13 protein-coding genes are annotated in these 14,659 nt (G+C 66.2%); 4 read left to right on the top strand and 9 right to left on the bottom strand.

Annotation, left to right across the window (positions count from 1 at the left end; genetic code table 11):
* Nucleotides 1-243: 243 nt before the first annotated feature.
* The 4 genes from EGM87_RS18695 to EGM87_RS18680 form a co-directional block, all read right to left on the bottom strand.
* The gene (locus EGM87_RS18695) at nucleotides 244-1,020 is read right to left on the bottom strand and encodes an SDR family NAD(P)-dependent oxidoreductase (RefSeq protein WP_044660964.1); all 777 of its coding nucleotides are present in this window, start codon (nucleotides 1,018-1,020) and stop codon (nucleotides 244-246) included.
* A 175-nt stretch (nucleotides 1,021-1,195) separates the two neighbouring features.
* Nucleotides 1,196-2,167: a Gfo/Idh/MocA family protein gene (locus tag EGM87_RS18690; protein ID WP_137708671.1), complete on the bottom strand. Its 972-nt coding sequence runs from the start codon at nucleotides 2,165-2,167 to the stop codon at nucleotides 1,196-1,198.
* A gap of 10 nt (nucleotides 2,168-2,177) precedes the next feature.
* Complete coding sequence (locus EGM87_RS18685) at nucleotides 2,178-2,906, bottom strand: FadR/GntR family transcriptional regulator (RefSeq protein WP_226870331.1); 729 nt, start codon at nucleotides 2,904-2,906, stop codon at nucleotides 2,178-2,180.
* 191 nt (nucleotides 2,907-3,097) lie between these two features.
* A complete protein-coding gene (locus tag EGM87_RS18680; RefSeq protein WP_226870332.1) occupies nucleotides 3,098-4,168 on the bottom strand; it encodes a family 43 glycosylhydrolase in 1,071 nt (356 codons plus the stop codon).
* 169 nt (nucleotides 4,169-4,337) lie between these two features.
* Between EGM87_RS18680 and EGM87_RS18675 the strand changes: the two genes are divergently transcribed.
* The 4 genes from EGM87_RS18675 to EGM87_RS18660 are packed head-to-tail and all read left to right on the top strand — an operon-like array spanning nucleotide 4,338 to nucleotide 8,453.
* Nucleotides 4,338-5,918 (top strand): sodium:solute symporter family transporter, encoded by a 1,581-nt coding sequence (locus EGM87_RS18675; protein WP_044662939.1) that lies wholly within the window; start codon nucleotides 4,338-4,340, stop codon nucleotides 5,916-5,918.
* Nucleotides 5,915-6,787, top strand: a complete 873-nt coding sequence (locus tag EGM87_RS18670; protein WP_229742679.1) for a 2-dehydro-3-deoxygalactonokinase — start codon at nucleotides 5,915-5,917, stop codon at nucleotides 6,785-6,787. Before EGM87_RS18675 ends, EGM87_RS18670 begins: the two co-directional genes overlap by 4 nt.
* Nucleotides 6,784-7,419, top strand: coding sequence for a 2-dehydro-3-deoxy-6-phosphogalactonate aldolase (locus EGM87_RS18665; protein WP_044660966.1), 636 nt, complete (start codon nucleotides 6,784-6,786; stop codon nucleotides 7,417-7,419). The genes EGM87_RS18670 and EGM87_RS18665 overlap by 4 nt, the downstream gene beginning before the upstream one ends.
* Nucleotides 7,416-8,453: a glycoside hydrolase family 43 protein gene (locus EGM87_RS18660; protein WP_065846595.1), complete on the top strand. Its 1,038-nt coding sequence runs from the start codon at nucleotides 7,416-7,418 to the stop codon at nucleotides 8,451-8,453. The genes EGM87_RS18665 and EGM87_RS18660 overlap by 4 nt, the downstream gene beginning before the upstream one ends.
* A 25-nt stretch (nucleotides 8,454-8,478) precedes the next feature.
* On the opposite strand, the gene EGM87_RS18655 is transcribed toward EGM87_RS18660, so the two are convergent.
* From EGM87_RS18655 to EGM87_RS18635, 5 genes are all read right to left on the bottom strand, one after another.
* Nucleotides 8,479-9,657: an SGNH/GDSL hydrolase family protein gene (locus EGM87_RS18655; protein ID WP_065846594.1), complete on the bottom strand. Its 1,179-nt coding sequence runs from the start codon at nucleotides 9,655-9,657 to the stop codon at nucleotides 8,479-8,481.
* 30 nt (nucleotides 9,658-9,687) lie between these two features.
* Complete coding sequence (locus tag EGM87_RS18650) at nucleotides 9,688-10,770, bottom strand: cellulase family glycosylhydrolase (RefSeq protein WP_065846637.1); 1,083 nt, start codon at nucleotides 10,768-10,770, stop codon at nucleotides 9,688-9,690.
* Nucleotides 10,771-10,833: 63 nt separating this feature from the next.
* Entirely contained in the window at nucleotides 10,834-11,970 is a 1,137-nt protein-coding gene (locus tag EGM87_RS18645) for an aldose epimerase family protein (protein WP_065846593.1), read from the bottom strand.
* 19 nt (nucleotides 11,971-11,989) lie between these two features.
* Nucleotides 11,990-12,841 (bottom strand): SMP-30/gluconolactonase/LRE family protein, encoded by an 852-nt coding sequence (locus tag EGM87_RS18640; RefSeq protein ID WP_065846592.1) that lies wholly within the window; start codon nucleotides 12,839-12,841, stop codon nucleotides 11,990-11,992.
* A complete protein-coding gene (locus tag EGM87_RS18635) occupies nucleotides 12,841-14,571 on the bottom strand; it encodes an IlvD/Edd family dehydratase (RefSeq protein WP_253719197.1) in 1,731 nt (576 codons plus the stop codon). The genes EGM87_RS18640 and EGM87_RS18635 overlap by 1 nt, the downstream gene beginning before the upstream one ends.
* Nucleotides 14,572-14,659 lie beyond the last annotated feature (88 nt).

The following is a 14,659-nucleotide window of genomic DNA, read 5'->3' as shown; positions in this document are numbered from 1 at the left end:
CCTCAATGCCTCGGTCGCTCGCGTCCCTTCTTATGCCGACGGCGCAGTGATGGCCCGGACGACGGTGCTGTCGATCATGTCGGCCGATCTCTCTCGGCCCGCCAGTTCGGCCAAGGTTTCAGGCATGGCGTCGAACGCCAGACATGCATCCGGTGACAACGCATTCGCAGTGGGCCGACAGCAGCCATGCCTCCCGTCACCGAACAGATTCCGGTCTCCGGATCAGGCAAATGCGAGGCATTTCTACAAGCTGAGACCACCTGAGACGACCAGGACCTGCCCGCTGATGTAATCGCTCTCGGGAACGCACAGCAGGTAGATGCTGTCCGCGGCCTCCCGCGCCGTCCCCGCCCGTCCCAACGGCACGCTGTCCAGCAGGGCGTCCCGTACTGCGGAAGGAATACCGGTGTGCAGGGGCTGCCCCCCGATCGGGATGGATGCCTCCGACCCCGAAATGGGCTGCGTCAACCGCGTGTCGATGATGCCGAAGGCCACGCAATTCACGCAGACTTTCAGGCGCCCCCATTCCTTGGACAGAGTCTTGGTCATGCCCAGCAGGGTGGATTTGGCCGCGGAGTAGTTGATCTGTCCGGCATTGCCGTGGGTGCCGGCCATGGACGATATGTTGACGACCTTGCGGATAACCTCGCGGCCTTCGGCGGCTTCTTTTCGGGCCATCGTTCGCAGAGGCTCGGCAGCTGCGCGCAGGATGCGAAACGGGGCCGAAACGTGCACGTCGAGCATTGCCTGGAACTGCTCGTCCGTCTGCTTCTGGATGACGCCGTCGCGCGTGTAGCCGGCATTGCTGACGATGATGTCGAGCCCACCGAACGTCTCGAGAGCCGTGCGGACGAAGCGCTCGCCGAAGTCATCGGCCGTGACATCGCCAACGCAGGCGGTCGCTGTCCCGCCCGCATTCCCCAGCCGGCCTATACCCGCCCAGGCGCGCATGAAGTCGAGTCCGCTCGGCAGCATGAGCGCGATCCGGTCTCCCGCCCGAGCCCCGGCCCCCGCCGGCATGCCGGCGACCTGCGCTGCATCGTCCCACAGCCGATGGTTGACGCGACCTAAATCGACCCATCTCCGCCATACAAGGAACCGTTTTTGATCTTCAGGTCCGCAGGGGCAGCTATCCAGACCACACCCCCCAAATGCGAGAGACCTCTTTACGATAATCCCGATAGATAGGCAGCCATTAGAATGCGAAGGCTTCGGTGATCCGCCGCTCCGCAATCAGGAAGGCGTCGGAGACAAGCCGTAGCGGCCTTATATCCACATCGCTTTGCCCCGCTGCGATCAACTCCGCGAACCGGGCGTAGAGGCGTGCATATTCCCGGTCCGCCGCAATGCTCTCCGGTTCGCCGGGAAGTTGCAATATGCTGCCGCCCATGGCGAGGCGCAGGGTGCCGGCGTCGGTATCGACTTCTATGGACCAAATCTGCGGGCCGGTTTCGAGAAAGTCGAATATTGCGTGCACTGCGGCATCGCCGCAGCGCATCCTGAGCTCGGCGGCGATGGGAGACATGCGTCCTGCCGGCACATCCAAGCTGGCCTGCTCAAGCAGCAGTTCGTGCGGCAGGATCTCGGTCGCAATCGACAGGGCGTTGATGCCGGGGTCGAATACGCCAAAGCCCCCCGAACCGAGGATCCATTCCTGATCCGGATGCCAGCGGCGGATGTCTTCGCGCCAGTCGATCCGGACGGCGAGAATGCGTTTATCGGCAAGCCACGCGCGCGCTGGAGCCACACCCGCCGCCTCGCGCGAGTGCCAGGTTGCAAAGAGCGTCACGCCTGCGCCGTGCGCGGCCTGCGTCAGTGCCGCGATATGCGAAAGCGTCACTGTCGGCGGCTTTTCCAGCATGACATGCAGCCCGGCTTCCATGGCGGTCAGCGCCTGTGCGTAGCGCCCATCCGGCGGCGTGCAGAGTGAAACCGCGTCCAGTCGGCAGGCTCCGATCATATCCTCAATGTCATGATAGCCGTCGATCCCCTCCACGCGGCCCTGACGACTGGCAGTGGCGGCAAGGCGGAAGCGGCGGTCGGCGGCGATGGCGGGCAGATGCTGGTCCCTGGCGATCTTGCCGATGCCCACGAGACCCAATCGGACAGGCTCCACGGTAAATCCTCTTGTCTGGACAGGATGCAGGCTGAACGCCTGGCCGGCCATTGGCGCTGGTCTAGGGCAACCGATCCTCGATGAGGAGGAGCACATCGCCAATGATCCGCCGCATGGCGATCCGCGCCCCGTCGGGATCGTGCAGGACGATGGCATCGCGCACCTTGGCATGCTCGACGACGTCGGCGGTGCGGCCCTTGATACGATTGGTGAAGCGGATCGAGGTGCGCAACGCGGTACTCACCACATCCCGCAACTGGATGTAGAAGGGGTTTTTCGACGCGCGGAGCACGGCGACATGAAAAGCGATATCCGCTTCCAGCGGGTCATCCAGCCCGTTTTCCGCCGCCTGCATACGCTGCAGTCCATCGTCGATGCGCTTGACATCGTCCTCCCCCGCGACTCGCGCGGCCAGGGCGGCCGCCTCCGGCTCCACCGCCACGCGCAGCTCGTTGAACTGGCGCAGCAGGTTCACCGAAAGCTGGCGTTCCAGCATCCAGCGCAGCACGTCGGTATCGAACAGATTCCATGAGGAGGTCGGCTGCACGGTCGTGCCCTGACGCGGGCGGGCGCTCAGCAGGCCCTTGGCGGTGAGCATCTTGACCGCTTCCCGCGTGACGGAGCGGCTGACGCCATGCTGCTTGGCAAGTTCCCCCTCGGTGGGGAAGACGACATCGTCGAACCGGCCGGTAACGATGGCGCGGCCGATGCTGTCCAGCAGGCCATAGGTCAGATTGCGGCCAAGCTGCGCTGCCGGTTCGTCCACGATGAGATGAGATGCCTCTGCCAAGACGCTGTCCTTGTCCTTACCCGCTCCGATGCCATGGCAATCCATGTTAATGCCCGCTCCAGCCCAGGCAAGGTCCTTTCATATGATAAGTCAATTCATATGATAATTCCGACAGGCATTGGACGCCCCTTTGCGCACCTCTATGGGCCGGATCGTGCCGCAGGTGAGCGCGGCACGAGCACGGCCGCCTCTCACCTGCGGTTCGGAAACGCCTTCACCAGCCTATCATATTGCTCCTTGCTGATCTCGACCATGGAGCCGTGGCGCAGTCCGGCGGGCATCTCGAAGCGGTTCCATTCCGGCACGCCCGAATTGCCCGAGACCTGGAACCAGGGGCCCGTCAGGCGCGGCGCCTTGGACAGGCCATAGCTCGTTCCCGCATATTGCTCATAGTACATCAGCCAATCCTCGCCGTTCGGCGCGCGGATGACGGTCGGCGCTTCGCGGAAATTGGGGCTGACCGGCGGTCCCGGCGGCGGATAGGGACCAAGCAGGTCCTTGGCGCAGGAGATGCGCACCGTCTTGCCGGTGGTCCAGTTGTAGCTGGGATAGCGCTCATCCTTCACGATAGCGCAATAGGCGCTGCCATCGGCCTCCGGCCGGATGAAGGTGTCGATCGTCGCCATGTCCCAGTCGAACAGGCGGCGCGGCGGCTTCGCGAAGCGCTTGAGATCGGGCGAGAGGACGTAGAGCGTGCGCTGGCTCGCCCAATAACGCTCCGGGTCTTCGGGAACGCCGGGGACGGTGGCGGTGTGCCACGTCAGCAGGAACTGTCCCGACGGCTTGTCGAAGAACAGCTTGGGCGCGCCGATCCGCTGCATGGCGTGCGGCAGGCCGGGGATGTTCGACAGGTCGGGACGATAGGTGCCATAGGGTTTCCAACCGACCAGATCGTCGGAGACCCAGAAGCGGATATAGGGGTCTTCGTCGCTCTTGTTGCCGACCAGATAATAGCGCCCGTCGCCCCCGCGCGCGATCGAGGCGTGGCCGTGATAATCCTCCGACACCGGCCTGCCGCCGTTGATCTGCTCCCAGTGCAGCCCGTCCCGGCTGACCGAATAATAGAGCACGCCATAGCGCTCCTTGGTCATGTGGGCGAAGAGATAGGCCTTGTCCGGATCGACATAGGGCGTCTCAGGCGCGCCGGGCACGACCTCGGCGCGCACCGGTTTCGACTGGGCTGCGGCGGGAATTTGCATGAATGAAAGCGTGATGGCGGCCGATGCCGCAGCAAGCGCGAAAAGCGATTTGCCCCGAGCCAATTTCCGTCTCCCTTGATTGTTCGGCGGAAGATAGACCTCTCCATCGAAATATTGTCAAGATTGATATTATAAATATGTGTTTTATGAAGAAGCAGATCGGCAGGCCCGGATCACGCGATTCGCGGCCATGCGACCGGCACGTCCGTTGCTGGAAGATTGGGGAGACGAGATGGGACTGGCGACGATCGACATCAGCGTGGTCGTGATCTACGCAATCGGCATATTCGGCCTCGCGCAATGGGTCAGCCGCGACAAGGCGGGGGCCGGGCCGAAAAATTCGACCGACTATTTCCTGGCGTCGAAGAACCTGCCCTGGTGGGCCATCGGCGCCTCGCTGATCGCGGCGAACATCTCGGCGGAGCAGATCGTCGGCATGTCCGGTTCGGGCTATGCCATCGGCCTCGCCATCGCTTCCTATGAATGGATGGCGGCGGCGACGCTGCTGATCGTCGGCAAATTCTTCCTGCCGATCTTCCTGCGCAACGAGATCTACACCATGCCGCAATTCCTGGAACGGCGCTACGGCAACGGCATCCGGACGCTGATGGCGATATTCTGGCTGGTCCTCTACGTCTTCGTGAACCTGACCAGCATCATCTGGCTCGGATCGGTCGCGGTGATGAAGGTGGCGGGCGTCAACCAGGACGTGGCGCTGGTCGCGCTCGGCGTCTTCGCCTTGCTCTACCAGCTTCGCGGCGGGCTGAAGGCGGTGGCGCTGACCGACATCGTGCAGGTGACGCTGCTGGTTCTGGGCGGCCTCGTCATCGCCGTGCTGACACTGGGGGAGATCGGCGGGGGCGCAGGCGTCATCGCCGGTTTCTCGCGCCTGGTCGAACGCGCGCCCGACCATTTCCACATGATCCTCCAGAAAGGCGACCCGCATTATATGGACCTGCCCGGCCTTTCGGTGCTGGTCGGCGGCATGTGGATCGCGAACCTCAGCTATTGGGGCTTCAACCAATATATCATCCAGCGCGCCCTGGCGGCGAAATCGGTGGACGAGGCGCAGCGCGGCATGCTGTTCGCGGCCTTCCTGAAGCTCATCATGCCGATCATCATCGTGCTGCCGGGCATCGCCGCCGTCGTCCTGGCGCCCGACCTCGCCAAGCCGGACGAAGCCTATCCGACGATGATGCGGCTGCTGCCGCCGGGCCTGCTCGGCCTCGTCTTCGCGGCGCTGGTGGCGGCGATCATCGCGTCCACCGCGTCGAAGATCAATTCGATCGCCACCATCTTCACCCTCGACGTCTGGGCAAAGTTCCGCAGGATGGAGGAACCCGGCGAAAGGCGGGAACGCCATCTGGTGCTGGTGGGCCGCGTCGCCGCCGCGATCGCGATCCTCATCGCCATCCTCACCGCCCGGCCACTGGTGGGCTCCAGCGAACAGGCGTTCCAGTTCATCCAGGAATTCACCGGCTTCTTCACGCCGGGCATCACCGTGATCTTCCTGCTCGGCCTGTTCTGGCGGCGCGCCAACGAGCCGGGCGCGATCACGGCGGCGGTGGCATCGGTGGCGCTGTCCTGGGGCTTCAAGCTCTGGGCGCCGGGCGTCCCCTTCCTCGACCGCATGGGCCTGGTCTTCCTCGCGGCGCTGGCGCTGGCGGTCGCCGTCTCCCTCGTCACCCCGGCGCGGCGCGACAAGGACAGCATAGCGACCGGCGACGTGCGCTACGCCACCTCGACCGGGTTCAATGCAGGAGCGATCGCGGTGATTCTGGTGCTCTGCGTCCTTTACGCGGTGTTCTGGTGAGCGGCGCGGCGTTCATCGCGGTCGATTGGGGCACGACCAACCGCCGCGCCTATCTGATCGAGGGCGGCGAGGTCGTCGCCACCGAGCGCGACGATATGGGCATCCTCTCGGTTCCGCCGGGCGGCTTTCCCGCCGCCGTGGCGGGGCTGCGCGAGCGCCATGGCGGGCTGCCGATGCTACTCGCGGGCATGGTCGGCTCCAACCGGGGATGGCATGATGCAGGCTATGTGCTGGCTCCTGCCTCGCTCGCGGACCTTGCGGCGCGCCTTGTCTCGCCCGAAGAGGGCGTCGCGATCGTGCCGGGCGTCTGCCGCGACGGCGACGAGCGGCAGGACGTCATGCGCGGCGAGGAAGTGCAGCTTCTGGGCGCGGTTGCGGCGGGGCTGGCCCCCGGCGACGCGCTGCTGTGCCAGCCGGGCACCCATGCCAAATGGGCGCTCATGAAGGACGGCGCGCTTGCCGACTTCATCACCGCCATGACCGGCGAGATGTTCGCGCTGCTCAAGGGTCATGCGCTGATCGGCAGCGAAATGACCGGCGAGGTCGAGGCGGATGCGGATTTCCGCAAGGGCGTCGAAGCCAGCGCCGACCGGGACCTGCTTTCCGCCCTTTTCGGCGTGCGCGCCGCGGCGGTGCTGGGCAGACGCGCGCCCGGCGCGGCGGCCGCCTATGTCAGCGGCCTGCTGATCGGCAGCGACTGCCGGGCACGGATCACGCTGCCGGGGCAGCAGGTCCATCTGCTGGCTGACGGCCTGCTTGCGCGACTTTATTCCGCCGCCATCGCCATCGCCGGAGGACAGGCTGTCGTCGTCGACAGCCACGCTTCCTTCGTCGCCGGCATCACCCGCATCTGGGACATCAAAGCATGATCGATTTTTCCGACGCCTTCTCGCAACTCCCACTGGTCGCCATCCTGCGCGGCATCCGCCCCGATGAGGTGGAGGCCGCCGCCGACGCGCTGGTCGAGGCGGGCTTCCGCCTGATAGAGGTTCCGCTCAATTCGCCCGATCCGCTGCTCAGCATCGAAAGGCTGGCGCGCCGCGTCGGGGATGCCGCCATCGTCGGCGCGGGCACGGTGCTGACCGTCGATCAGGTGGCGCAGGTGCAGGATGCGGGCGGCGCGATGGTGGTTTCGCCCAACACCGACATCGCCGTCATTGCCGAAACCGCCAAGCGCGGCATGGTCTCGCTGCCCGGCTATTTCACGCCCAGCGAAGCCTTTGCCGCGCTGGCGGCGGGCGCGAGCGGGCTCAAGCTGTTCCCGGCGGAGGCGGCGACCCCCGCCGTGGTCAAGGCGCAGCGGGCGGTGCTGCCCAAAGAGGTGCCGCTGCTGGTGGTCGGCGGCATCACCCCCACCAATATGGAACCCTGGCGTCAGGCAGGCGCGGACGGTTTCGGGCTGGGATCGGCGCTGTACCGCATAGGCGCCACCACGGAAGAGATCGCCGCCAGCGCCCGCGCCTTCGCGCAAGGCTGGGCCGGACTGGAGGGCCGCTCATGATCCGCGCCTTCGCTCCCCTGACTCTGGCTCCCCTGACTCTGGCCGCCCTGCTGGCGCTTGGCGGCTGCGCCACCGCCAGCACGCAGCAGGCCGCCCCGACGCTCGCCAATCCGCTGCTATCGAGCGGGCCTGACCCGTGGATCGTCCATCATGGCGCGACCTTCTATTTCCTCGGGACCAAGGGCGACCGCATCGCCATCCGCCAGACCGACGATCTCGCGAAACTGGCCGACGCGCCCGAGCATGTGATCTGGACCCCGCCCGCCAGCGGCCCCAATGCGATCTCGATCTGGGCGCCGGAACTGCACCGGCTCGACGGCAAATGGTATGTCTATTACACCGCCGCGGAGGCCGGGCATGATGACGACGCCCATCGCGGCGTCTTCGTGCTGGAAAATGCCAACGCCGATCCGCTGAAAGGCGAATGGATCGATCGCGGGCGCGTCAACACGCGCATGACCGGGCTGGACGGCACGGTGTTCGAGCATGGCGGCAAGCGCTATTTCGTCTATTCGGCCTATGACGGGCCGGACAGCGTGCTCGCCATCGCGCCGATGACCAATGCATGGACGCTCGGCCCCGGCGAAACGGTGATCGCGCGCCCCGACCAGCCGTTCGAGCGTCAGGGCGGGCGGCAGATATTGGAGGGCCCGGAATTTCTGCCCGGCCCCAAGGGCGACCTGTTCCTCACCTATTCGGCCAGCGCCTGCTGGTCGGACGATTATGCGCTCGGCCTGCTTCACGCCCGGCCCGGCAGCGATCCCATGAACCCGGCAAGCTGGACCAAGGCGCCGCGCCCGGTGCTGGCCAAGGCGCCGCAGAACAATGTCTATGCGACCGGCCATAACGGCTTCTTCACGACCGATGGCGGCAGGCAGACATGGATCGTCTATCACGCCAATGACGGGGCGGACCGGAAATGCACCGCCGCCCGCTCCCCCCGCGTGCAGCGCATGGAATGGAGCAGGGACGGGATGCCGATCTTCCCTGTGCCCTCGCGCGCGGGCGAGGCTGTGGCAGCCCCAAAGCCGTGAAGAAGCTGCGGATTCTCCGCCCGGATCAGTTTGCCGGGCGGAGCGCCGAAAGATCCACCGCATCCCCCATGGCGCGCAGACCCGCGTCATTGGGGTGGAGGTGGTCGCCCGGATCATAGTCGGGCCGCAGGTCGGCGGGCGAGGCCGGATCGCGCACCGCTGCGTCGAAATCGACGACATCGTCGAAAATCGCCCCGGTCCGGATCGCGGCGTTCACCGCCTGCCGCGTCCGCTCCTTGGCGGGCGACATATAGCCCGCATGGAGCGCGGGCGTCATGGTCCCGCCGATCACCCTGATCCCCAGCGCATGGGCCCGCGCCACGAACTGGCGATAGCCCTGGACGAGCTGGTCGGGCGCCGTCGCCTCCGGACCGCTGTCCTTGCCCGCGCCGATGTCGTTTATGCCCTCCAGGAAGATCACATGGGTAACGTTGGGCACGCTCGCCACGTCGCGCCAGAAGCGGTCGAGCGCGGACGTCGCCCGGCCCCGGCGCAGCACGCGGTTGCCGCTGATGCCCATGTTGACGACGCCGCAGCGCCGGGCAGAGGGCAGCGCCGCCAGACGCTCGGCCAGACGGCCCGGCCAGCCGCGGGTCTGCGGCGAAAGGCCAAGGAAGCCGTCGGTGATCGAATCCCCGAAGGCGACCACGGTGCAGGGCGCCCGCTTTGCCCGCACCGACGCGAGCGAGAGATAGGATCGCACCTTGATCGGCGTGAATAGCGGCTCGGCCCCGGCGGGCGCGAACGCCATCTCCAGCCCCAGATTGGTGCGCGCCGGCCGCGTCGGCGTCGTGAAGGTGACGCTGACGATCACGTCCTGCCCGACACGGAACGGCGCGGCCAGCGGATCGCTGACGACCGTATGTCCTTCGGGCAGCGCGATCCCCGACTGGCCTGAGAAAGTGAGCGGACGGAGCGGATTGGCGCCGATCTCCGTGCCGGTGGCGGCCGAAGGATCGGCAATGCCGACCGTCGCGATCGCCAGCGGCCTGTCCCCTTCCGCATTGCTGAAACTGAGCTGCAAGGCGTCGCCGGCCTGCGTCAGCCTTACCCGGTACCGATAGGTGCCGGGCGGCTGTTCGGGCTCGCGGGCATCGCTGTCGGCCGGAGCATAGCCCCATGCCCCTGCCCACACCGACGCGGCATGGGCGGGAACGGACAGCGCAAGACCGCAGAGAGCGGTCAATAGCGGGACGGTGCGCATGCAGCTCTCTCCTCGAACCGGCTGACCGGCTTATTTCTTCGCGGGCACCACGCCCTTGGGCGCCTTGGCCAGCGAACGTATCAGGTCGGTTTCGGCCTGGCGATAGGGCGTGCCGTCGTTGCGGAAGACCTCATGGAACCAGATGGTCGGCTCATCCTGCGTATAGGGTTTTTTCCAGCTATCCCAGGGCAGGCGGGTCTGCGTCCTGCCGTCGACGAAGCCCCAGTTCATCATCGCCACATTCTCGCGCTTGCCGATCGGCAGCGATCCGTCGAAGGTCGAGCCATTGCCCCGCGCCATATATTCGGTGCACAGGATCGGGCGGCCATAGACCTTGAGCTGGTTCACGCGGTCCTGGAATTTCTCCGGCCAGTTATAGTCGTGGAAGGAGATCACGTCCGACTGGCTGAGTTGCAGCTTCTCCATCGGCGTCAGCGCGCTTTCGGTCTTCCAGTCGTCATGCTGCCACACGCCCGAGGTGAGCGGCTGCGTCGGGTCCACGTCGCGCGCCCAGCCATAGACTTTGGTGAGCAGGGCCAGGACCAGGGGCTGCTTGCCTTCCTGTCCCTTATACTGGTCGGCGCCATTGTCGGGCTCGTTCCACAGATCCCAGCCAAGCACGCGGTCGTCCTTGGCGAAGGCGCCGACGACGCCCTGCACATAGGCCTTCAGGCGCGGTTCCTGCGCGGGGTCGCGCAGCGCGGGCAGGCCCGGGCTCTGGACCCAGCCGGAATTATGGACGCCGGGGATGGGCGGGCGCTGCGGCCCCAGCACCGGATTGGGGTCCCAGCAACTGTCGAACAGCACGAACAGCGGCTTGATCCTGTGCTTCGCCGCGATCGTCAGAAACTGGTCGATGCGCTTCCTGAAACCCTCGGCATCCTGCTGCCAGAGCTGATCGTGCAGGAACACGCGCATCGTGTTCATGCCGATGCCCTCCGCAAGGCCCAGTTCGTGATCGATGCGCGCCGGGTCCCATGTCTCCGCCTGCCACATCTCAAGCTGGTTGATGGCGTTGGCGGGCGCATAGTTGGAACCGACCAGCCAGGGCTGCTTGGCATACCACGCCTTGGCTTCCACAGGCGTCCATTGCGGGCGCGCATCGGCGGGCATGGCGGTCAGCGCGGCGACGGAGGCCAGCAGGCAGGTGGTGAGAGCTTTCACGAACAGTCCCCTCTATTGTGCGACGAAGAATTTGTAGGTCATGACATTCCGGTAGGTCTTGCCCGGATCGAGGCGGACCGACGGGAATTGCGGCTGGTTCGGGCTATCCGGGAAAAGCTGCGGCTCGAACACCAGCGAGTCGCCCTCGCGGTAGATCTGCCCGCCCTTGCCGACGATCGTGCCGTCCATGAAATTGCCCGAATAAAATTGCAGGCCCGGCTGGTTCGACCAGAGTTCGAAGCCGCGGCCGGACGCCGGTTCGGTGACGCGGGCCATCAGATGCTGGTCTTTGGTGACGGCGTTTCCGACCACCCAATTATGGTCATAACCGCGCCCGTAGCGGATCTGCTCGTCGCCGCCTTCGCGCACGCGCGCGCCGACCGGGGTGGGCTGGCGGAAATCGAACACGGTGCCCGCGACGCTGCGGTGCTGGCCAAGCGGAATGGAGGTCGCGTCGGTGGGCGTGAAGCGATCCGCCGGAATGGTCAGCACATGGTCCATCGCCGTGCGGCCCGGCCCTGCGAGGTTCCAATAGGCATGATTGGAGATATTCACCACGGTCGGCTTGTCCGTGGTCGCGGTATAGCTGATCGTCAGATTGCCCTGCTCATCCAGCGCATAGGTCGCGTCGGTGGTCAGCGTGCCGGGATAGCCCTGATCGCCGTCGGGGCTGACATAACGCATGGTGACGCTGGCCGATCCGCCGGATTTCCGGCCCTGCTTCACCTCGCGGATGGTCCAGACGACCTTGTCGAAGCCCTTCGTCCCGCCATGCAACGAATTGGGACCGTTGTTGACGGGCACTGCATAGGCCTTGCCGTCGAGGCTGAATCGGCCCTTGGCGATGCGGTTGGCGACCCGGCCCACCGTCGCGCCGAAGAACTGGCCGTCCTTCGCATAGCCTTCCAGGCTGTCATAGCCGACCGCGATGTCCACGGCCTTGCCGTCGCGGCCCGGCATCATCACCGACTGGATCGACGCGCCCAGCGTCATCACGCGCACCGACATGCCCTTGGCGTTGGTGAGCGTCACCGCCTCCACCGCCGTGCCGTCCGGCATCCGGCCGAAGGTCTCGCGCCGGGCCTCGGCCGCCAAAGCGGAAGTCGACACCGCGCCCAGCAGGGCGACGGCGGTCATGGTCCTCAGCATCGTCTCTCCTCTCGAAACTTCAGTCTTGATACAGGAACGGGGCCAGCCCGCGGCAACCCGGATCGATCTCGAACAGCGCGCCGCCCTGCGCTTCCTCGACGCCATCGGCGGCGCTCGTGACATAGATCCGGTCGAGGTCCGGGCCGCCGAACACGCAATTGCTGATCTGGCTCGCGGGCAGCGCGATGCGACGGACCGGCGTGCCGTCCGGCGCGAAGCGGGTGACGCAGGAGGCGCCCCAGCACGCGACCCAGAGATACCCTTCGGCATCGAAGGTCATCCCGTCCGGCGCGCCCCAGCCCGCCTCGAAGCTGATGAACGGTTCGCGCTTGCCAAGCAGGCCATCCTCCAGCGGATAGCGGAAGATCACGCCCATCGCGCTGTCCGTATGCAGCAGGAAGCGCCCTTCGGGATCGATCGCGGGACCGTTGGGAATCGTATAGGGCGCGGCGTCGGCGCGAGTGAACGAACCCTTCGCGAAGCGGTGGAAAGCCCCTGTCGGCCCATCGCAGGCGAAGGGCATGGTGCCCAGCCAAAGGCGGCCCTGCGCATCGGCGGCGGCGTCGTTGACGCGATTGGCCTCCGGCTCGCCGGGGATCGTCGCCAGCGTCTCGCAGGAAAAGGGATCGAGCGACACGCTGGCGACCGAACGGCCGATCCCGGCCACGAAGCCGCCGCTGGCCCGCCCGATGATCCAGCCGACGACGTCCGGCGCTTCCCAGCTCTCGACCTGCCCCGTGGCCGGCGTCAGGCGGTTGATCCGCTTGCCCAATATATCCGTCCACAGCAGCGCGCCATCGCGGACCGACCAGAACAGCCCCTCGCCCAGAATATCCACGCGGTCGCGGGCGATGACGCGCACGGGGTCCATCAGTGGCTGTCCCTCGGCAATCCGCGCGTCTGGGCGATGCGCTGATATTTTTCGGAACCTTCCAGGATCGCGCCGGTCGCGAACTGGCCCACCAGGCTGCGCTGGATTTCCTGCCAGGGCGTCTGCGATTCGGGCGTGACGGCGCGTTCGATCTCCGCAAGTTCCTCCCGCCGGCGGGCGATCTCCGCATCATCGACCAGCATGTCCGCGCTGCGGTTCTTGAGGTCGATGCGCACCCGATCCCCCGTGCGCAGCAGCGCGAGGCCCCCGCCCACCGCCGCCTCCGGCGAGGCGTTGAGGATGGAGGGGCTGCCCGACGTGCCGGACTGCCGCCCGTCGCCGATGCAGGGCAAGGCGTGGATTCCGGCGCGGATCAGCGCTGTGGGCGGGCGCATGTTCACCACTTCGGCGCCGCCCGGATAGCCGACCGGCCCTGCGCCGCGAATGACGAGGATGCAATTTTCGTCGATGCCAAGGTCCGGGTCGTCGATGCGCCGGTGATAATCCTCCGGCCCGTCGAACACGACGACGCGGCCTTCGAACCTGTCGGGATGCTCGGGATCGGAGAGATAGCGGCTGCGGAACTCCTCGGAGATCACCGACAGCTTCATCACGGCGCCCTCGAACAGATTGCCGCTGAGCACGGTGAGCCCTGCCGCCTGCTTCAGCGGGCGCCCGAACGGCCGGATCACATCCTCGTCATGGATTTTCGTGCCCGCCAGATTCTCCGCGACGGTGCGGCCATTGGCGGTGAGCGCCTCGCCGTCGATCAGGCCCGCCTTGAACAATTCGCCCATCACGGCGGGCACGCCGCCCGCCCGGTAATAATCCTCGCCCAGATATTCGCCGGCAGGCTGGAGATTGACCAGCAGCGGCACGTCCGCCCCCTGCTCCTCCCAATCCTCCAGCGTCAGTTCGACGCCGACATGGCGGGCGATGGCGTTGAGGTGGATCGGCGCGTTGGTCGACCCGCCAATGGCCGAATTCACCCGGATCGCATTGAGGAAAGCCGGGCGGGTGAGGATGTCGGAGGGCTTGCGGTCGGCCTTCACCATCTCGACAATGGCGCGCCCAGTCTCCCAGGCGCATTCCTGCCGGTCGCGATAGGGCGCGGGGATCGCCGCCGATCCGGGCAGCGACATGCCCAGCGCTTCGGCCAGCGAGTTCATCGTCGTCGCCGTGCCCATGGTGTTGCAATAGCCGGTCGATGGCGAACCCGAAGCGACCAGCTTCAGGAAGCCCTGATAGTCCAGCTCCCCCTTCGCCAGCATCTCGCGCGCTTTCCAGATGATGGTGCCTGCGCCGGTGCGCTTCCCCTCATGCCAGCCGTTGAGCATCGGACCGACCGACAGCGCGATCGCGGGAATGTTCACCGTCGCCGCCGCCATCAGCGCGGAGGGCGTGGTCTTGTCGCAGCCGATGGTCAGCACCACGCCGTCCAGCGGATAGCCGTAGAGCAGCTCGACCAGGCTGATATAGGCCAGGTTGCGGTCAAGGCCCGCCGTCGGCCGCTTGCCGGTTTCCTGCAGCGGATGGCTGGGAAATTCGATGGGAATGCCGCCCGCGTCCCGGATGCCCGCCTTGATCCGTTCCGCAAGGACCAGATGATGGCGGTTGCACGGCACCAGATCGCTGCCCGACTGGGCGATGCCGATGATCGGTCGGCCCGACTGCATCTCCTCGATCGAGAGGCCGTAGTTCAGATAGCGCTCCAGATAGAGCGCCGTCATGTCAGGATGGCTGGGATCATCGAACCATGCGCGGGAGCGCAGCTTCAGGGCCGGTTCGATCTTGCCCTCATCAGCAGAAGAAATGTTC

The sequence above is a fragment of the Sphingobium sp. RSMS genome, from assembly GCF_005406185.4.
Lineage (GTDB): Bacteria > Pseudomonadota > Alphaproteobacteria > Sphingomonadales > Sphingomonadaceae > Sphingobium > Sphingobium fuliginis.
The sequence above is the reverse complement of the archived record's forward strand: the minus strand, read 5'-3'. Positions and strand labels throughout refer to the sequence as shown.